Source organism: Streptomyces sp. NPDC025651 (assembly GCF_055558735.1).
Genome location: NZ_JBVHLZ010000003.1, coordinates 570427 through 590308, shown reverse-complemented (window position 1 = coordinate 590308; position 19882 = coordinate 570427). Strand labels below are relative to the sequence as shown.

Genomic DNA, 19882 nt, shown 5'->3' with positions numbered 1-19882 from the left:
GGTGGGCGACCGGGTCCACTACCTGGGCCAGCGGGCGATCTGCACGTTCTCCAGGACGCCGACCGCGTCCGGCACGAGGATGGCGGCGGAGTAGTAGGTGCTGACGAGGTAGGAGGTGATCGCCTGCTCGTTGAGGCCCATGAAGCGGACCGAGAGCCCCGGCTCGTACTCGTCCGGCAGACCGGTCTGATGCAGACCGATGACGCCCTGGTTGTCCTCGCCCGTACGCATGCACAGGATCGAGCTGGTCTTCTCCTCGGTGATGGGGATCTTGTTGCAGGGGAGGATCGGGACGCCGCGCCAGGCGGGGACCTGCTGGCCGCCGAGGTCGACGTGGTCCGGGTAGATCCCGCGCGCGTTGAACTCGCGCCCGATCGCCGCGATCGCCTTGGGGTGCGCGAGGAAGAACTTGGAGCCGCGTCGACGGCAGAGCAGTTCGTCCAGGTCGTCCGGGGTCGGCGGCCCGGAGTGGGGCTGGAGGCGCTGCTTGAAGTCGGCGTTGTGGAGCAGGCCGAACTCCCGGTTGTTGACCAGCTCGTGCTCCTGGCGCTCCCGCAACGCCTCGATGGTGAGCCGGAGTTGCTCCTTCGTCTGGTCCATCGGCCCGTTGTAGAGGTCGGAGACCCTCGTGTGGATCCGCAGGATGGTCTGCGCGACCGAGAGTTCGTACTCGCGCGGCTTGAGTTCGTAGTCGACGAACGCGCCGGGCAGCTCGTGCTCACCGGTGTGGCCCGCCGACATCGCGATCTCGGCCTCGCCGCGGTGGTTCTGGCGCCGCTGGGAACGCGACCTGAACTCCTCCAAGTGGTCCCGCAGGCTCGGAGCCGTGGACAGCACGGACGCGAAGTCGGCGCGTGACAGGGTCAGCAGGGTGCCCGAGGTCTCGGCGGTGGCGGTCTGCTCCCACCGTGCGTCCTCGTCGAGCAGGGTGTGCTCGCCGAACTGGTCGCCGTCCGCGAGGACGTCCAGGGCGACCTCGTCGCCGTAACTGCCCACGGTGGTCTGGCTGATGCGGCCGTGGGCGATCAGGTGCAGCTGGTCCGCGGGGGCCCCGCGCACGACCAGCGTCTCGCCGGCGTCGAAGTCGCGCTGCACGCAACGGTCGGCGATGGCCGTGAGCACGTCCACGTCGTCGAAGCCGCGCAGCACGGCCAGTTCACCGAGTTCACGGGGGATGACCCGGACCGTGGCGCCGTCCTGGACGAACTCCACGGTCCCGTCGCCGACGGTGTAGTTCAGGCGGCGGTTCACCCGGTAGGCGCCGCCCTTGGTCTCCACCCACGGGAGCATCCGCAGCAGCCAGCGGGAGGTGATCTCCTGCATCTGCGGCGCGGACTTGGTCGTGGTGGCGAGATTGCGGGCGGCCGCCGTGCCCAGGCTGGATTGCCGGGGCGGCTCAACGCGTGTCTCCGGGCTCGAGTCAACAGTCATCGGGCGAGCTCTCCTTGGTAAAAGCAGTGACGCGCGTACGCGGACGTCACGGGACGTCACTGGGTAAATGTGAGGAAAGGTGCAGGTGAGCGGTAATCCGTCGAGATCCAGCGGAACACTAGTGGCCGCCCTGCCCGTCGGACCAAGGAAAGCCGCCGACATTAACTCGATACGATGATCGCGCCCGCGCGATGTTTGCCCGGGTACCGGCGGGATTCAGCCGTGATTCGGCGGCACGTTTCAGCTGGCCGTGACGGGCCGTTCGCGGTGTGGCACCGACGGGGCGAGGGCCCGCCGAAGCGCCGTGCACCAGGGCCGTCACGGGCGATCGGGCCCGCGAGCGCGCGCGTGCCCCCGTCGCATCCGTCCGCACGCGTCACGGCAGGCCGCACGGCGCGACGTCAGAAACGCGACGGGACCCGGCCGGAGCACGGCACGGCTGGGGCCATACTCCGTGGACCACCGTCGCGGGCATGTGCCGGGCGCGGTGGCGGACCCGCGTCGCGGGGGAGCCGAGCCGAGAGGAACAGGACCGCTCATGGCCAGGAACCAGGACAGCTCGTCGCCCGGCACCCGTTGGGGGCGTGCCGTCGTCGTCGGCGGCGGATACGCCGGCCTCGTGACCGCGCGGGTCCTCGCCGATCACTTCGCCGAGGTGCTCGTCCTGGAGCGCGACCCGGTGGGGCCGGACACCGGGGTGCATCCCCACGTCCCGCAGGGCTACCACGCGCACGCGATGCTCGCCCGGGGCGGCGACGCGCTGGAGGCGCTCTTCCCCGGACTGCGGGCGGAGCTCGCCGAGCTGGGCGCGCCCGTCTTCGACTACGGCGAGCGGATCAGCTTCCTGCTGCCGACCGGCTTCGCGCCGACCGCCCCGGTCGGCGTGTCCGTCCAGTGCTTCACCCGCGACGAACTCGAACGGCGCCTGCGGCAGCGGGTGTCGGCCCTGCCGACCGTACGGGTCCTGCCCGCGACCCGCTGCGAGACGGTCACCTCCGACACCCCTGGCCGCCTGGACCGGGTCCGCTACCGCACCGACGGCGCCGACGAGTCCGTCGACGTCACCGCCGACCTGGTCGTCGACGCCTCGGGCCGCTCCACGTCCGTGGACCGCTGGCTGGCCGACGCGCGGCTGCCGGTGTCCGCGAAGAACACCATCAAGGCGAAGATCACGTACACCTCCGCGTGCTACGAGCGCCCGCCGGGGGACACCCAGGACTTCGACGTCGCCTACCAGATGGCCTTCGCGCCCGGCGTACCGCGCGGCGGGGTGGTCCTCGCCGTGGAGCACCACCGCTGGATGTGCTCGCTGCTCGGCGTCGACGAACACGTGCCGCCCACCGACGACGAGGGCTACCTCGACTTTGCCCACAGCCTCGGCAACCCGCGCCTCGCCGAACAGATCAAGCGCGGCACCCGGCAGGGCGAGATCCACCGCTACACCAACCCCGGCAACGAGTGGCGCCTGCACCACAAGAACGCCCGCTGGCCCGAGCGCCTGATCGCCGTCGGCGACTCGCTGTGCGTGTTCAACCCGGCGTACGGACAAGGCCTCACGGTCGCCGCCCTCGAAGCGGAGCTGCTCGGCCGCCTGCTGCGCCGCCGCCGCGCCGACGCGGCGGGCCTCGACGGCCTCAGCCGCGCCTACCAGCGTGCCGCGGCCCGTGTCATCCAGGTCCCCTGGACGGTCGCCACCAGCTCGGACCTCATGTGGGCCCCCACCGGACAGCCGCTGTCGGCCCGCTTCGCCCACTGGTACAACCAGCACGTCTTCGCGCTGGCCGTACACCACCCGGACGTATGGGCCAGTTTCGTCAGGGTCCTGAACCTGTCGGCCCCACCGTCACTGCTGTTCCGGCCGGCGGTGCTCGGGAAGGTGCTGCGCCGCGTCCTCACGCGGCAGACGTACTGAATCAACCCGGCAGACGTGCTGATCCTCCGTCAGGAAGTCGGCTGTCCGGGTGGGTTGGCCTGCCAGGGCGAGGCGATGACCCCGCCCGGTTCCCATCCGTACCGTTCGAGGCGGTCCGCGGCCTCGCTGCGGCCCGCCCGGCGCATCAGGTCGACGGCGCTGTGCAGGGCGAAGACGTTGCCCGCCTCGGCGGCCCGGTGGTACCAGGCCAGTGCCTCGTCGGTGCGACCCGCCTGTTCCAGGACCTCGCTGCCCTGCCGCAGCGCGTTCGTGTCGCCCGCCTCCGCGGCCCGTTCGTACCACTCCAGGGCCTCTTCCATCCGGCCCGCCTCCTGGGAGAGCTCGGCTGCCCAGCGCAGGGCGAACGTGTCGTCCGTCTCCGCCACGCGGCGGTACGCCGCGAGGGCCTCCCGGGTCCGGCCGGCGTCCCTGAGCAGATCTCCGACGAACGAGAGCACGAAGTCCGCGCCGTCGTCGGCCTGTTGGAGCAACCAGTCGATCGCGTCGTCCGCACGGCCGGTCTCGCGCAGCAGGAACGCCGCCCGCCACAGCGCGTCGACGTCCCCGGCCTGGGCGGCGCGCCGGTACCAGTCGATCGCCCGGTCCGTACGGCCCGTCTCGTGCAGCGCGACCGCAGCCTGCCACAGCGCCTCCGAGTCCCCGGCGTCGGCCGCCCTTTCGTACCACTCCAGGGCCTGGTCGGTGCGGCCCAACTCGTCGAGGAGGGAGGCCGCCTGGCCCAGTGCGCTGGTCTCACCGGCGGCCGCCGCGCGTGCGTACCAGGCGAGCGCCTCGTCGATGCGGCCCGTCTCCTGCGAGAGGAAGGCCGCCTGCCAGAGGGCGTCCACGTCCCCGGCGTCGGCCGCCCTCTCGTACCACTCCAGGGCTTCGTCGGTGCGGCCCTCCTCCTGCAGCAGGGAGGCCGCCTGGCCCGGGGCGTCGGCGTTGCCTTCGGCGGCCCAGGTGCCGAGCAGTGCGACCGCTTCCTCGATGCGTCCCGTACGCCGCAGGAGCTCGATCATCTGCTCCGCCGCGTCGGGCGCCCCGGCCTCGACACCCCGCTGGTACCAGCGCAACGCCTCCTCGAACTGTCCGGCGCGGCGCAGCACGTCGCCGGCCTGGAGCAGCGCCGACGTGTGCCCGGTGTCGGCGGCTCTGCGGTAGCAGTCGAGTGCTTCTTCGGTGCGGCCCACCTCTTCGAGCAGCGACGCGGCCTGCCACAGGGAGTCCACGTCCCCCGCCTCGGCCCACCCGCGCAGCCAGTCGATGGCCTCGTCCGCGCGGCCGCCGTCCAGGAGCAGATCGGCCGCCCGGCGCCGGGCACTGGCGTCGCCCGCCTCGGCCCAGCCGTGCAGGGCGTCGATCGCCCGGTCGGTGTGCCCCAGTTCCACCAGCAGATCCACCAGAACCCGCCGGGCCCCGGTGGCCTGCCGTGTGCACCAGCGGGCGAGCCAGTCGACGGCCTCGGAGTCCCGGCCTGCCTCGCGCAGCAGGGCCACGGCACGGAGCAGGGCCGACTCGTGCCCCGCCGCGACGCGCTCACCCAGGAAGTCGAGCGCCTCGTCGAGGCGGTTCGCCTCCCACAGCAGACGGATGCGCTGGTCGAAGGCGAAGGCATCGCCGGCCGCGGCCAGTTCGCGCAGCCACTCCAGCGCCTCGGCCGTGCGACCGGTGCCCTGGAGGAGTCCGACCGCCTGCTGCACCGCGTCCGTGTCACCGGTGTCGGCCGCGCGCTGGAACCACAGCAGGGCTTCGTCGTACGCCCCCGACTTCCGCAGGAGTTCGGCGGCCCTGCGCATGGCGTCGACGTCCCCGGCCTCGGCCGCGCGCCGGTACCAGGTCAGTGCCTCACGTGTGGCTCCCGCGGTCTGCCGCTCGTAGGCGAGTTGCCGTACGGCATCGATGTCACCTGCCTCCGCCCTGCCGCGGAGCCAGGTCAGTGCCTCCTCGTTCCTGCCCGCTTCGCGCAGCAGGCCGAAGGTCTGTTTGAGCGCCTCGGCGTCACCGGTCTCGGCGGCCCGCTGGTACCAGCCGATCGCCGGGTCGGTGCGGCCCGTCTCGCGCAGCAGCGCCGTCGTCTGACGCAGTGCGAACGCGTCACCGGTCTCGGCCGCGCACTGGTACCAGACGATCGCCTCGTCGGTGCGGCCCGCCTCCCGCAGCACCTTCGCGGCCTGCAGCAGCGCGAAGGTGTCGCCGTGGGCCGCGGCCGTCGCGTACGCCTGAACGGCGAGGCGCTTGTAGCCCCGCAGTTGGGCGGAGCGGGCGACGTCCACGTGGCTGCCGCTCGCCGCGTGCTCGACGAGCGCGGGCCACAGCTGGGCCGGCGGACTGGTCGCGCGCCGGCTGGTGCGGCCTTCCTGCTCCAGATAGTCCGCGAGGACATAGTGCGGCTGCGCCGGGTACGGGTCGCCGGGGCGGGGCCGGATGCGGGTGAGCGGGCCTCGGGCGCCGTGGCACGGGGATGCCGTGTAGGCGAGGGCCTGTTCGAGCCAGTCCTCGCCGAGGGTGTCCCACTGGCCGTCCGTGAGATAGCCGGGGGCGGCCGTCTCCAGCAGCGCGTGTGGCAGGGCCCGCCCGTGGCCGAGCCGCCGTGCGTCCATCGCCGTCTCGATCAGGGCCCGAGCCGCGGGCGGCGCGACCCGGTACCGGTCGAGAAGGGACGGCGCGCCGGCCAAGTACTGCGTGATCTGCCCCTGTTCCGCCTGGGCCACGGCGCGGGCCAGCCGCGGATCGTCGTCGGCCAGGTCGCGCAGCGCCCGCAGGGTCGGACCGGTGAACGTGTCGGGGACCGGGACGATCGCGCCGGAGAGCAGGGCGCCGGCCTGAGGATGCACGTCGGGGGCGCCGCCGGAGGAGGCGCCGGAGAGGGCGGCCCAGTACTCCGGCCACATGGTGCCGAGCACGAGGACCGGCCCTTTGGAGGGCTCTGCGAGCAGATCGCGCAGTCCCGCCGCGACGCGTTCCCCGACGGAGGTGGTGGGGGTGAGGAGGTAGTGCTGCATCTCGTTGAGCCAGACCACCGTGCGGGGGGCCAGGGCGCCGATCCCCTTCAGCAGGGCCTCCGCCCGGTCGGGCGCGAGCGGGTGCCACAGGCGCCAGTCGGACGGCAGCGCCTGCACGGCCTCCCAGCAGGCCCGGGTCTTGCCGGAGGAGGACTCGCCGACGAGCACCACCATGGTGCTGATCCCCTCGGTCGCCCGGCGGACGGCTTCGCGCAGCCGGGCGTCGTGCTCCCGCTCGATGTACGCGGGCAGGGGTGGCAGTCGGTGTCCGCCTGCCGAGGGGGCGACCTCGATCGCCCGGTGCACCTCCAGCGCGAACGGGTCGGACAACTCTCGGACGGGTCGACCCACGGCGTCGGCGGGTGGCGCGTACGCAGGCGGCGCGGCGGCTTCCGCAGGGGGAGCGGCTCCTGATCGACCGGCCGACGCCGCCAACGCGTCCTCCTGCCGCGGATGTTGCGGCCCCACGTCCCGGTCGGCGTCCATCAGCGCCGACCACCACCGGGCCTTGGGCTCCGGCTGCTCGGCCCAGCGGGCGAGGACACGGACGACCGCCAGGAGCCCGTCGAGGTTGCGGGGGGTGTGCCGGTGGTTGAACCAGTCGCTGATGGTTTTCACCGAGACGTGCGACTCCTCGGCCAACCTGCTCCGTACGAGCCGCAGTTCACGCTCCGCGAGGCGCGCCTCCGCGCGGCGGCGCAACCGGTCGAGCTCGTCCAGCACCGCCGAGTGGCGCACCTGATGGCGCTCGGACCCAGCGGCCACGGCACCCCCTTCCCCCTGTCGGCCTTCCGGTTCGGAATTCCGAAGCCGTCGCTGACATGCAGGTTACGCAGTCGGATTCCGAACCGCTCCGAGTTGGCTGGGAGTTGCGTGCGCCGGAACGTTCACTGACCGATACAGGACGATCGTGCGCCGAAGACGGCCGGAGCAGCAGAAGGAAGGCGACGCCATGCACACCCCCGACGAGCGTGGCCGCGGACGGCACCCCGCCCGCGGCATCGGCCACCGACTCACCAGGGCCGCACTGTTCAGTGCGGTGAGGGGTGCGGCGATGACGGCCGGTTCCGCCGTCATGGCGGCGTTGGTGTGGTGGCTGCGAACGAGGTGACCGGGGAGGTTCCGGCCGTGCGGCGACGGCTCACAGCCTGCGGACCAGTCCGGTGCGGGCGGGGACCCTCGGCTGACCGGAGGCGGCGTGGACACCCTCTTGACCCGCGTGGCGTCAGCCACTAGCTTCCGGTCATCGTCGATCCACGACCGCCGGAAGGAGGCGACCAGCGGATGTACACCAGCTCTGACCTCGGTCGCCTCGCCCAGTGCACGGCCTGGGTGCCGGGTCGTATCGCGCACGGCTGCTGAGCACGCCGTTCTGACGTGCCCCTTCGCGGCACATTCCGGGTTTCCCGCCACCACCTCTCGGTACGTCGTCGTTGCGTGCCGCATTGCGGCGCCCGCTCCTCTCGCGCGGTGTGCCCGAGCACAGAAAGTTGCCTGACCTTGGCGAACACCATGAACCGACCGATCGCGTACCGAACCGAGGGCCTGTCATGACGGCGGCGCGGATCACGGTCAACGGGAAAGAGACGCCGCTCGCACCGGCCGCACCCCACACCACGGCGCTGGACTTCCTGCGCGAGCGCGGCCTCACCGGCACCAAGGAGGGCTGCGCCGAGGGCGAATGCGGGGCCTGTTCGGTGCTGGTGGCCCGGCCCGGGGTGGACAAGCCCACCGACTGGGTGGCGGTCAACGCCTGCCTGGTCCCGGCCGCGGCGCTCGACGGGCAGGAAGTCGTCACCTCCGAAGGCCTCGGCACCGCCGGCGCGCCCGGCACGCCGCCCTCGCTGCACCCCGTGCAGGAGGAGATGGCGGTACGCGGCGGCTCCCAATGCGGTTACTGCACACCGGGGTTCATCTGCAGCATGGCCGCCGAGTACTACCGGCCGGACCGCTGTGCGCACGCGGATGCGGACGGCGGGGCCCAGGGCGCGGGCGCTGACGCCGAACACGGTCCCAACGGCTTCGATCTGCACGCGCTCAGCGGCAACCTGTGCCGCTGCACCGGCTACCGCCCGATCCGCGACGCCGCGTTCGCCGTCGGGGAACCCACCGACGAGGACCCCCTCGCCCGGCGCCGCGAGCAGTCCCCGCCCGCGCCGGTCGCCACCGAGTACACCCGGGACGACGGCGCGTTCCTGCGCAGGAACACCCTGGCCGAGACGGTGCGACTGCTGCGCGAGCGGCCGGACGCCGTCGTCGTCGCGGGCTCCACCGACTGGGGCGTGGAGGTGAACATCCGGTCCCGGAGGGCGAGTTGTGTGGTCGCCGTCGACCGGCTGCCCGAACTGCGGGAGCTGCGCGTCGAGTCCGGCCACATCGAGATCGGGGCGGCGCTGACGCTCACCGAGATCGAGCGCCGTCTCGACGGCGGCGTCCCGCTCCTCGCGGAGCTGTTCCCGCAGTTCGCCTCCCGGCTCATCCGCAACGGCGCGACCCTCGGCGGCAACCTCGGCACCGGCTCGCCCATCGGCGACAGCCCCCCGGTGCTGCTGGCCCTGGAGGCGTCGGTCGTACTCGCCGACGCCGACGGCGAGCGCGAGGTCCCGCTGGCGGAGTACTTCACCGGCTACCGGCAGAGCGTGCGCCGTCCCGGCGAGCTGATCCGCGCGGTGCGCATCCCGCGGCCGCTGTCGCGGGTCACGGCCTTCCACAAGATCGCCAAGCGGCGCTTCGACGACATCTCCAGCGTGGCGGTCGCCTTCGCGCTCGACATCGAGGACGGGATCGTACGCAAGGCCCGCATCGGCCTGGGCGGCGTGGCCGCCACGCCGATCCGCGCCCTCGCCACCGAGGCGGCCCTGGAGGGCAAGCCGTGGTCGGCGGAGAACGGGGAGGCGGCGGCCCGGGTGCTGCGCGGCGAGGGCACACCGATGGACGACCACCGCGCCAGCGCCCTCTACCGTTCCGCGATGCTCGGCCAGAGCCTGAGGAAGCTGTACGCGCAGACCACCGAGGCGGTGTCGTCATGAGTCACCTGTCCCAGCGCCCCGAGAAGCCCGTCGTCGGCGTCTCGATGCCGCACGAGAGCGCCACCCTGCACGTCACCGGCGCCGCGCTCTACACCGACGACCTGGTCGCCCGTACCAAGGACGTGCTGCACGCCTATCCCGTGCAGGTCATGAAGGCCCACGGCCGGATCACCGCGCTGCGCACCGGGGCCGCGCTCGCCGTGCCCGGTGTGGTCCGCGTGCTCACCGGTGCCGATGTGCCCGGCGTCAACGACGCGGGGATGAAGCATGACGAGCCGCTCTTCCCCGACACGGTCATGTTCCACGGCCACGCGGTCGCCTGGGTGCTCGGCGAGACCCTGGAGGCGGCCAGGCTCGGCGCGGCGGCCGTCGAGGTGGAACTCGACGAACTGCCCTCCGTGGTCACGCTGCGGGACGCGATGGAGGCCGACAGCTTCCACGGCGCCCGGCCGCAGATGGTGACCGGTGACGTGGACGCGGGCTTCGCCGACTCCGCGCACGTGTTCACGGGCGAGATCCAGTTCTCCGACCAGGAGCACTTCTACCTGGAGACGCACGCAGCCCTCGCCCACGTCGACGAGGGCGGGCAGGTGTTCGTCCAGAGCAGCACCCAACACCCGTCGGAGACCCAGGAGATCGTCGCCCACGTCCTCGGACTGCACAGCCACGAGGTGACCGTGCAGTGTCTGCGGATGGGCGGCGGATTCGGCGGCAAGGAGATGCAGCCGCACGGCTTCGCCGCCGTCGCCGCGCTCGGCGCCACGCTGACGGGGCGCCCTGTCCGGCTGCGGCTCAACCGCACCCAGGACCTCACCATGTCCGGCAAGCGGCACGGGTTCCACGCCCGGTGGAAGATCGGCTTCGACGCCGACGGCCGCATCCGGGCCCTGGACGCCACCCTGACCGCGGACGGCGGCTGGAGCCTTGACCTGTCCGAGCCGGTGGTGGCCCGCGCCCTGTGCCACATCGACAACACGTACTGGATCCCCAACGCCCGCATCGCGGGCCGCGTCGCCAGGACCAACAAGGTCTCCAACACGGCCTTCCGCGGCTTCGGCGGACCCCAGGGCATGCTGGTGATCGAGGACATCATGGGCCGGTGCGCGCCACAACTGGGCCTGGATCCCATGGAGTTGCGGGAACGCAACTTCTACCGGGCGGGCCAGTCGACGCCGTACGGACAGCAGGTCACCCAGCCCGAGCGGATCGCCGCCGTCTGGGAGAAGGTCCAGGAGGACGCCGGTGTCGCCGACCGCGGGCGCGAGATCGCGGCCTTCAACGCCGCGCACCCGCACACCAAGCGGGCGCTGGCGGTCACCGGCCTCAAGTTCGGCATCTCGTTCAACCTCACCGCCTTCAACCAGGGCGGCGCGCTGGTCCTGATCTACAAGGACGGCTCGGTCCTGATCAACCACGGCGGCACCGAGATGGGCCAGGGCCTGCACACCAAGATGCTGCAGGTGGCCGCGACCACGCTGGGCATCCCGCTGCACAAGGTGCGCCTCGCCCCGACGCGCACCGACAAGGTGCCCAACACCTCCGCCACGGCCGCCAGCGCCGGTGCGGACCTCAACGGCGCGGCGGTGAAGAACGCCTGCGAGCAGCTGCGCGAGCGGCTCCTCCAGGTGGCCGCCACACAGTTGGGGTCGAGCGCGTCGGACGTACGCATCGTCGAGGGCGTCGCGCGTGCCCTGGGCAACGACACCGAACTGGCCTGGGACGACCTGGTGCGCACGGCGTACTTCCAGCGGGTCCAGCTGTCGGCGGCAGGCTTCTACCGGACCGAGGGGCTGCACTGGGACGCGAAGACGTTCCACGGCTCGCCGTTCAAGTACTTCGCCCATGGCGCCGCCGCGGCGGAGGTGGAGGTGGACGGCTTCACCGGCGCGTACCGCATCCGGCGGGTGGACATCGTGCACGACGTCGGCGACAGCCTCTCCCCGGTGATCGACATCGGTCAGGTCGAGGGCGGCTTCGTGCAGGGCGCGGGCTGGCTGACCCTGGAGGACCTGCGCTGGGACGCGGGTGAAGGGCCGCACCGCGGGCGCCTGCTGACCCAGGCCGCGAGCACGTACAAGCTGCCGAGCCTCTCGGAGATGCCCGAGGAGTTCAACGTCACGCTCCTGGAGAACGCCTCCGAGGAGGGCGCGGTGTACGGGTCCAAGGCGGTGGGCGAGCCGCCGCTGATGCTGGCGTTCTCGGTACGGGAGGCGCTGCGGCAGGCCGCGGCGGAGTTCGGGCCGAGCGGGGCGGTCGTCGAACTGGCCTCGCCCGCGACGCCGGAGGCGGTGTTCTGGGCGATCGAGCGGGCACGTGAGGGCGTCGCCTCCGCGAACGGCCGCGCAGGCGACGGGGCCGGGGCAGGGGCAGGGGCCGGTGACCGGGGCGCGGCAGGGGACGGGGCCGGGGCCGGCGGCAGGGACCGGAGCGGCGTCGAGATCCGGACCGACAGCGAAGCGCTGAGCGGTGCCTGACATGACATGGGTCGCGGCGGTCGCGCGGTTGCGGGCGCGCCGGGAGTCCGGCGTCCTGGTGACCGTCGCGACCGTGCGCGGCCACGCCCCGCGCGAGGCCGGCGCGAAACTCGTCGTGGGGGAGAGCGGGACATGGGGCTCGATCGGCGGCGGCAACGTCGAGGCCGTCGCGATCGACCGGGCCCGGGAGATGATCGCCGCGGCCAAGCCGGAACCGGAGCTGGTCGACTTCGCCCTGAACGACAAGGTGACCAACCGGCACGGCGTGCAGTGCTGCGGCGGCACCGTATCGGTGCTGCTCGAACCGCTGCGAGTGGCCGGGGCGGTGGCGATCTTCGGCGTCGGGCACGTCGGCCTCGAACTGGCGCGCATCCTGGCCCGCCAGGACCTCGACCTCCATCTGATCGACTCCCGCGCCGACATGCTGACCAAGGAGCGGCTCGACGTGCTGGTGGCGGACGCGGTGGCGCAGGTGCACGCGCATCACACGCCGCTGCTGCCCGAGGAGGTCATCGAGGAACTGCCGCGCGGCACCCACGTCTTGATCATGACCCACGACCACGCCGAGGACGCGGCCCTGTGCGACGCCGCCCTGCGCGCCACCCACCTCGGCTCGATCGGCCTGATCGGCTCGGCGGCCAAGTGGTCACGCTTCCGCACCCGCCTGTCCACCGAGGGCGGCCACGACGAGGCCACCATCGCCCGGATCAAGACCCCGATCGGCCTGCCGGACATCACGGGCAAGGCGCCCGCGACGATCGCGGTGAGCGTGGCGGCGGATGTGCTGCGGATGCTGGAGGGCGAGGTGGTCTGACGCGGTGGTCCGACGTGCGCGCAGACGGTGACTTCGCTGATGGTGATGGTGATGGCGCCGGGTCATCGCGTTCCCCGCATGATCAGCACGAGCAGCGTCACCACGCCCGCGCCGGTCAGGGCCGCCGTCCCCAGCCCCGGATACCTCAGCGCGGCCACGGTGCACAGCCCCCACAGCATCAGCAGCACCAGGGCGCGCAGCGTGATGTCCTCGTTCACCCGAAACCTCCGGCTCGATTGCTTGGTGCCCTCGACTCAATCGAGGCGGGAGGCGTTCATGGTTCAGAGTGGTCACTGTTTTCCGCTCTGGTCGACTTCCGGTGAAAACCCATGATGAGAAGGGGTGTTCACCGTAGGCTGCCGAACGGCTGAACAGCAGGAAAGAGGGTTCGGGTGGGGCGAGCGGCCATGGACGGGGATCCGGACCCCGAGGCGGTCACGACGGCGGAAGGCATCCGCGACGCGATCTGCGGGCTGATGGTCCGAAGGGGGATCGGCATCAGGGAGACATCCCGCCGGGCAGGGGTGTCGTACGGGGCCATCAGCGGCTGGACGAGCGGCACGTTCCCGTCCGAGAGCGCCTTCGAGGCGTTCATCACTCGGGCCTGCCAAGGGGAGTGGGAGCCGTGGAGGGAGGCTCGCGAGCGCGCCGACCGGAGCCGCAAGGCCTCCCGGGAAGGCGACGGTTACGCGGCTCTGGCCGAGCGTGTGGCTCTCCTGGAGGGAGAGGTCCGCGACCTGAAGAAGGCGTACGAGCAGGTGAAAGGGTGCTTGGCCGCCGCGTCGGCCACGCCTGCCGAGGAGCGGCCCAAGACGCGCCGTGAGGGGCTGGACTTCCTGAGCGCCGTCGGGTGGGCGGATCTCTCCTCGTGTCACTGGGGGTCCGGAACCACTTACCAGAAGGGCCCCGTGGACGCCTTCCTGAAGGAGGTGCACGTCGCCGCCACCACCGACCTCGACGAACTGCACACCAAGATGCTGACGCACCCCGGAACGTTCCCGGTGATCGACGAGCAGGGCGAGGAGATCTGGGGTTACGCCCAGGGAGACGTCGACGACTACGTCATGCGGCTGCGCCGGGCTTTGGGGGAGCGTGCGAGACATGCCCGGAACGGCTCCGCGAGCCTCTCGGAATCGCTTCCCGCGACGGATGACGCGGGGAGTTGGGCCCCGTCGCCCCGTGGGTGGCCGGTGGTGGACGATCCGTTCGCGGAGGAGGCCTGGTGGGAGCGCGACAAACGCCCGAGGGGTGAGCGACCGTGACCCTGCCGGACCGCACGCGGTGCGCACGCGGGGGAGTCGTGCGGTTCTTCGGGTACTCGACCTCGGCCGGGCGGGGAACGCCCGGTTGAGGCGCCGGTCGCGCGGCAGGCGAGCGCCTGGAGTTCGCCGAGGTCCTGTCCTGTCGCGAGCCGGATCGTGAAGGGACCCGCTGAGTCATGCCAAGGCGCCCACCTCGGCGCGCGGTTCGAAATGTTCGGCCGCGCCCCACGGACTCGGCATGGCATTCTCGTCCACGCCGGATCCTTTACGGCACCGGTGGCGGTCTCGTACGGTCGGCGGCCGGATCTCTGTCGACGACGAGCGCCCTGGTGCCGGCAGCCCTTGCGTCGTTCCGCCGCGTGGTGGGGCGCCGGGCCCGGCTGTGGGTCCGGAGGTTTCCATGCGGTTGAGCGTGCTGGACGTCGGGTCCAAGACAGTGCGTCTGGTCGTGGCCGACGCCGAAGGCGGAGTGCCTTTGCCGGTGCACACGGCGAAATGGAAGCTGGGGCTTTCCGAGCATGTGCGGGCGTGCGGGCGCCTCACTTCCGAATCCGTGGACCTGCTGGTCGAAGCGGTCGCGCAGGCGGGGGACGAGGCCCGGCGGAAAGGAGCGGAGGAGCCGCTCGCCTTCGCCACGGCGGTGATCCGGGACGCGGTGAACCGGGAAGAGGTGCTGCGGAGGGTCCACGAGGCCACCGGTGTGCGGCTGCGCGTCATGTCCGGCGAGGTCGAGGCGGAGCTGACGTTCCTCGGGGCCCGCCGGTGGATCGGGTGGCAGGCCGGTCCGCTCGCGCTCCTGGACATCGGCGGCGGTTCGCTGGAGGTGGCCTTCGGACGCGGCCGGCTCCCGGACTTCGTCATGTCGCTGCCGCTGGGTGCCAACCGGCTCACCAGGGAGTACTTGTCCGGGCACGCCGACCCGCCGACCGCCGAGCAGGTCAAGGCGATGCGGCGGGCGGTGCGGCACCACCTGCGGGACGTGGCCGCTCGTGTCCGCTGGGAAGGGCCGCGGACTGCGGTGGCCACCTCACGCACCTTCCAGCAGCTGGCGCGGCTGTGCGGGGCGGAACCCGGCCGCCACGGCCCGTTCGTGACCAGGACGCTGCGCCGCTCCGCCCTGCGGGAGGCCGAGGGCCGTCTTGCCGAGCTCCCGGGGGCCGAGCGGGCCCGGCTGCCGGGGATCTCCGCGCCGCGCGCCGCGCAGAGCCTGGCGGGCGCGGTGGTCGGCCGTACCGCGATGAAGCTGATGGACCTGGACGTCGTCACGATCTGTCCGTGGGCGATCCGCGAGGGCATCCTGCTGCGCCGCATCGAGGACGGCGCGCGGTGGTGGACGGAGATGGAGCGGGCGGAGCCCCCGTACACCAACACCGTGCCGTTGCGCGTGGCCGGGCGCGCGGATTCCACGGCTCCTGGCGACGACGTGGGGTCGGGCCCGCGATCCGCGAGACGCTCGGGCAAGAGAGGCACCGAGGGCAGGGGCGGTACGGGCGGTACGGGCGGTACGGGTGGTACGGGTGGTGCGAGCGGCATAGGTGGTGCCAGTGGTACCGGCGGCACCGGTGCGACCGTGGTCGTCGCGGTGGGCGGCCACCCCGCGTTGACGGGGATGCCCACGGCCGAGGCGACACCGTCGAACGCCACTTCAACGAGGTGAGGGATCGCCTGAATCTCCTCCGGGAGTTCCGCGGCGTCGCCGGGGAGCGGGAGACGGCGATGCCGACCTGGGCCGACCGAGCAACTGGCCGGGGGCGGTACAGTCCGCGCGAGCAGCCCACGACCGGCAAGGTCGAAGAGGCGGGCAGGGTATCGACGAGGTCGGCAGGGAAATGGAGGGCGTGAGAGATGTCCGATATCGCGGCGTCCGGCGAGGCGGCACCTGAAGGCGAGGCGGCACCTGAGGCGGCACCTGAAGGCGAGGCGGCACCTGAGGCGGCACCTGAGGGGGAGACGGCGCCCGAAGGCGAGGCGGCGTCCGAAGGCGTGATCGTGGCCCCGCTGGAGGAGCTGAAGCTGCGCAACCGCGCGCTGGCCCGCGAGCGCATCGCTGTCGCCCAGGGCGTCCTGCTGGAGCGGTACCGGCTGTCCGGCCCCGACGCCGCCTTCGAGCTGCTGCGCGCCACCTCACAGGCCTGCAACGTCAAGCTCCACAGCCTGGCCGAGGCCGTGGTCCGCGCGCCCGCCCCGGCGCCCGGCGCCGCACGCTGGTTCCGCGCCCGCCCGCCGCTGGAGCCGCCCGCCCTCTCGCAGCTCGGCCTGCCGCCCGGCCGTGACACGGCCCTGCGGACGGTGCTGAGCACGGCCCTCGCGCACTCCACCGATGCCGCGGACACCCACATGGGCAACATCCAGCTGGTGCAGGGCCCGTACCTGCGCATCGAGACGCACACCGGGCTCGACGAACAGTTCACCGAGTACTTCAGCTTCGTCGGCCAGGACACGACCGCCTGCGCGCAGGCCGCCGCCAGCCGAGAGCCGGTCACCGTCCCGCAGGTCGCCACCGCCGCGGTGTTCAGCCCTCAGGCGCGCGACGTGATCCTCCAGGCGGGCAGCCAGGCCTGCTACAGCGTCCCGCTCCTGTCTCCCACCCGGCAGCTGGTCGGCGTGATGTCCACGCACCACCCCGAACCCCTCGAAGCCCTGACCGCGGCACAGGCGCAAGCCCTCGACGAAACGGCCCGTCTCCTTGGCGCATGGCTGTTCTGGCACAGCCGCGTCCATGTCCTCGACGCCCTGGAACACCTCCACCGCCGCGCCACCGCCGAAGCGCCGGCCCGGCGCGTCCACCGCCCACCCCGTCCCGGCATCAACTGAGAACCGCCCCCGGTACCGGCAGTCTTGACATGTTTGGAGACCTCTCCAATTTTGGAGGGGTCTCTGGATTCCGGTGAAGGAGCGTGCGTATGCGGCAGGTCCGAGGCGGGTTACGTGAGCATCACAAGGTCCAGCGACGGGTCAGGATCCTTGAGGCGACGCGTGAACTCCTGCGCGAGAGCCCGGAATCGGCGATCAGTACCGAACGGATAGCGGAGCGGGCGCAGGTCTCACCGGCCACCGTGTACAACCTGGTCGGGCCGAGGGACAAGATCTGGGAGGCGCTCGCCGGCGGGTTCATGGACGAACTGGAGCGCCGCTTGGCGGAGTCGGGAGCCGCAGACCCGCGCGAGGTCGTCCGGTCGACCGTCCGGCTGTTCGTGGACGACCCGGTCGTGTCGCGGCGCATGGTGCGTGCATGGGAGCAGAGCGGTCTCGTGCTCGACCGCAGTCCCCTCACCCAGCTCCGCCGGGCCCTGGCCGACGCGCGGTCGGAGGGACTGCTGCGGCCCGACATCGACACCGATGCGCTGGCCTCGGTCGTCGGCACCTCGTGCGTGGGCGCGCTGCATCAGTGGGTCGCCGGACTCGTCGACGACGAACGGTTCTTCGCGCGCGCTCTGCTCGCGCTGGACGTCGCGCTCGCCGCGGCGGCCGCGGACCCCTGTCGCGACCGACTGCTCGCGCCCCTGCGCGGCCGGGGCCCGGCATGACGGCCGGCGCGCGGCAGCCGTGCCCCCAGGTCCTCGCGGGAAGCGGCGGGTTGCCGCTCACGGCGGACGTGTGGGGCGAGGCGTCCGCGCCGCCCCTCCTCCTGCTGCACGGCGGCGGCCAGACACGGCACGCCTGGGATCGGACCGGTCCTCGACTGGCCGCCCTGGGGTGGCGGGTCATCGCCCCGGACCTGCGCGGGCACGGCACCAGCGGCTGGTCGGCCGACGGCGTCTACGACCTCGACCTCTTCGCGGGGGACCTCCGGGCGCTCGTCGCCGAGATCGGCGGCCGGCCGGTGATCATCGGCGCCTCGCTGGGTGGTCTGAGCTCGCTGCTGGCCGCCGGAGAGACACCCCGGGCGGCGGCTCGCGCACTGGTGCTCGTCGACGTCGCCCACCGGCCGGATCCCCAAGGGGCCCGCAGAATCGTCGAGTTCATGCGCGGCCGGCCGGAGGGGTTCACCGGCGTGGCGGATGCGGCCGCGGCGGTGGCCGCCTACCTGCCGCACCGCCCGCGTCCGGACGACCCCGAGAGGCTGCGGAACAACCTGCGACGCCACGGCGATCGCTGGGTCTGGCACTGGGACCCGCGGCTGCTGGACAGCTTCGAGGGCCGGATGAACCCGCCCGGCATGGCGCAGCGCCTCCTCGACGCCGCGCGCCGCACCGACGTGCCGATCCTGCTCGTCCGGGGCGGGGTCAGCGACGTCGTGCGCGAGGACATCGCGGAGGAGTTCTGCGACCGGGTTCCCCGCGCGCGGCGCGTCGACGTGGCCGACGCGGGGCACATGGTGGCGGGGGATCGCAACGAGCACTTCGTCGATGCGGTCGTCCCGTTCCTGGAGGGGCTCAGGGCGGGCCACTGACCGGCCACCGGCCAGCCGCCGCTCCTGGGGAGCGGCGGCGCCGGCAGGATCCCCTCCGCGGGAGGCACGCGCCACGGCGTCTTCGCGGAGGGGAACCACGAGCGTGCCGGGGTTCAGGAAGTCTGGGCCTTGTCGTACAGGGCCTTGGCCTCGTTGCCGAAGTACGGGCCGAACATCCTGTTGGGCAGGAAGGTGTAGCCGAAGCTGTTCACCGAAGCCTGCAGTCCGGTCCCCGCGGACTCGTCGAACGACGTGAACCAGGGGCCGCCGCTGGAGCCGCCCGTCATGTTGCATCCCAGGCCGTGGTCCTTGGTGATGCCCAGGGGGTCCCTGCCCGCGGTGCCGCTGCAGTAGATCAGCTTCTTCCCGTCGTACGGGGACGCGGCGGGGTAGCCGAAGGCGTACATCGCCCTGCCGTAGGCGCCGTTGAACTCCAGCCCCTGCGCGCCGACCGTCTCCGCGAGCTTCTTGCCGTTCAGCGGAGCGACGACGGCCGCCCCGACGTCGTAGTTGATGTCCTCCCGCGCCGCCCACTGGTCGGTGGCGAGGGTCTTGGTGGCGGACCACTGGCCGTAGGGAGCCTGGCCGTCGTTGTAGGCGGGGACGAAGACCCAGTTGGTGTGCCAGGCGCCCCGGTACTTGACGCAGTGCCCTGCGGTCAGCACGGTCGAGCCGTTCCGACTGGTGACCGAGGACCCGGAACAGGACGCCGTACGCCCGCCCATGGTGAAGAAGACGCGCCCCGTCGTCTTCACCACGGCGCCGTTGCCCGTCCAGGGGCCGCCGGGCTGGGGAATGGCGGTGGGGGCGACGACGCTTCGCTCGGCTCCGGGCGCGGGCGCCTTCAGGGCCTTCGCCCCGGAGCGGGAGAGGTCCAGGTCGAGCGGGGTGGCATTGCGCATCCGTTCAGCGGTCCAGAACCCTGCGGCCGCCTTGGGCTGTTGGGACGATGTGGTGGGGGCGGGCGCCGGAGCGGCACCCGCGGTGGTGGCCGTGACGGATCCGGCCAGCAGGCCGGCGACGGCCAACAGAACTGCCGTGGCCGAGCGTTGGTGTCTCACGCGTGTCTCCTTCTGCCGCAGTGGGGACGAGCCGGGCTGGCTGTGCGGTGCGGATCGGCGTGCGAGGGGAAGCGTGCATGCGCGGTCAGGGGGCGGTCAATACGCGTGTCCGCGGCCTCTGTTGTCCGCGTCCTCCGCTGTCCGCCGTTTCGTCACGTGATGGAGGGGTGTTCGGTGGGATCGGCCATGCGGGGGTCAACTGGGCGGTCTGGAGGCGACGTTCGGCCGCTTCGAGTATTCAGGTGTGATCGCCCCTCCGTGTCATACGTCCACGGTGAAGGCCCCGTGCCCGGCATGCCCGGGGCTCTGCTGTGACCAGGCGAACAACCCCTGAATTCAGCCTAGTTAGGAGGCGCGGACGACTTGAAATTGCCGGTGCCGACAACCCTGGTGACTCTCGTCGTCGCAGGTCACAACGTGTGCCTTCGCCGTGGGGACAACGCAGGCCGTCACGGTTTGGTTGAACCGGCTCCAAACCTTGAGCACAAATTGAACACATCC

13 protein-coding genes and 1 pseudogene are annotated in these 19882 nt (G+C 72.2%); 10 read left to right on the top strand and 4 right to left on the bottom strand.

The window, feature by feature from the left end:
* Window positions 1–18: 18 nt before the first annotated feature.
* Window positions 19–1431, bottom strand: coding sequence for a family 2B encapsulin nanocompartment shell protein (locus ACZ4D5_RS14890; protein ID WP_467772754.1), 1413 nt, complete (start codon window positions 1429–1431; stop codon window positions 19–21).
* Between the two features lie 538 nt (window positions 1432–1969).
* Here ACZ4D5_RS14890 and ACZ4D5_RS14885 point away from each other — a divergent pair.
* Window positions 1970–3343, top strand: a complete 1374-nt coding sequence (locus ACZ4D5_RS14885; protein ID WP_467772753.1) for an NAD(P)/FAD-dependent oxidoreductase — start codon at window positions 1970–1972, stop codon at window positions 3341–3343.
* Between the two features lie 29 nt (window positions 3344–3372).
* On the opposite strand, the gene ACZ4D5_RS14880 is transcribed toward ACZ4D5_RS14885, so the two are convergent.
* Window positions 3373–7113, bottom strand: a complete 3741-nt coding sequence (locus tag ACZ4D5_RS14880; RefSeq protein WP_467772752.1) for a tetratricopeptide repeat protein — start codon at window positions 7111–7113, stop codon at window positions 3373–3375.
* Window positions 7114–7258: 145 nt separating this feature from the next.
* On the opposite strand from ACZ4D5_RS14880, the gene ACZ4D5_RS14875 reads away from it, so the two are divergent.
* From ACZ4D5_RS14875 to xdhC, 4 genes are all read left to right on the top strand, one after another.
* Window positions 7259–7459, top strand: a complete 201-nt coding sequence (locus ACZ4D5_RS14875; RefSeq protein WP_467772751.1) for a hypothetical protein — start codon at window positions 7259–7261, stop codon at window positions 7457–7459.
* A 439-nt stretch (window positions 7460–7898) separates the two neighbouring features.
* Entirely contained in the window at window positions 7899–9377 is a 1479-nt protein-coding gene (locus ACZ4D5_RS14870; protein WP_467772750.1) for a xanthine dehydrogenase small subunit, read from the top strand.
* Window positions 9374–11851 carry a xanthine dehydrogenase molybdopterin binding subunit gene (gene xdhB / locus ACZ4D5_RS14865; RefSeq protein ID WP_467772749.1) on the top strand — a complete coding sequence of 826 codons (2478 nt, stop codon included), beginning with the start codon at window positions 9374–9376 and terminating at the stop codon, window positions 11849–11851. Before ACZ4D5_RS14870 ends, xdhB begins: the two co-directional genes overlap by 4 nt.
* Window position 11852: 1 nt before the next feature.
* The gene (gene xdhC / locus ACZ4D5_RS14860) at window positions 11853–12665 is read left to right on the top strand and encodes a xanthine dehydrogenase accessory protein XdhC (protein ID WP_467772748.1); all 813 of its coding nucleotides are present in this window, start codon (window positions 11853–11855) and stop codon (window positions 12663–12665) included.
* Between the two features lie 62 nt (window positions 12666–12727).
* Here xdhC and ACZ4D5_RS14855 read toward each other — a convergent pair whose 3' ends face one another.
* On the bottom strand, window positions 12728–12883 hold the full coding sequence (locus tag ACZ4D5_RS14855) for a hypothetical protein (protein ID WP_467772747.1): 156 nt from the start codon (window positions 12881–12883) through the stop codon (window positions 12728–12730).
* Window positions 12884–13057: 174 nt separating this feature from the next.
* Here ACZ4D5_RS14855 and ACZ4D5_RS14850 point away from each other — a divergent pair, with 174 nt between their 5' ends.
* From ACZ4D5_RS14850 to ACZ4D5_RS14830, 5 genes and pseudogenes are all read left to right on the top strand, one after another.
* Window positions 13058–13927 carry a hypothetical protein gene (locus tag ACZ4D5_RS14850; RefSeq protein ID WP_467772746.1) on the top strand — a complete coding sequence of 290 codons (870 nt, stop codon included), beginning with the start codon at window positions 13058–13060 and terminating at the stop codon, window positions 13925–13927.
* A gap of 400 nt (window positions 13928–14327) precedes the next feature.
* Window positions 14328–15329: pseudogene (locus ACZ4D5_RS14845) on the top strand (Ppx/GppA family phosphatase); the annotation flags it as partial.
* Window positions 15330–15772: 443 nt separating this feature from the next.
* Complete coding sequence (locus tag ACZ4D5_RS14840; protein WP_467772745.1) at window positions 15773–16741, top strand: ANTAR domain-containing protein; 969 nt, start codon at window positions 15773–15775, stop codon at window positions 16739–16741.
* Window positions 16742–16830: 89 nt separating this feature from the next.
* Window positions 16831–17454, top strand: coding sequence for a TetR/AcrR family transcriptional regulator (locus ACZ4D5_RS14835; protein WP_467772744.1), 624 nt, complete (start codon window positions 16831–16833; stop codon window positions 17452–17454).
* The gene (locus ACZ4D5_RS14830) at window positions 17451–18320 is read left to right on the top strand and encodes an alpha/beta fold hydrolase (protein ID WP_467772743.1); all 870 of its coding nucleotides are present in this window, start codon (window positions 17451–17453) and stop codon (window positions 18318–18320) included. Before ACZ4D5_RS14835 ends, ACZ4D5_RS14830 begins: the two co-directional genes overlap by 4 nt.
* Window positions 18321–18433: 113 nt before the next feature.
* On the opposite strand, the gene ACZ4D5_RS14825 is transcribed toward ACZ4D5_RS14830, so the two are convergent.
* A complete protein-coding gene (locus tag ACZ4D5_RS14825) occupies window positions 18434–19381 on the bottom strand; it encodes a trypsin-like serine peptidase (protein ID WP_467772742.1) in 948 nt (315 codons plus the stop codon).
* Window positions 19382–19882 lie beyond the last annotated feature (501 nt).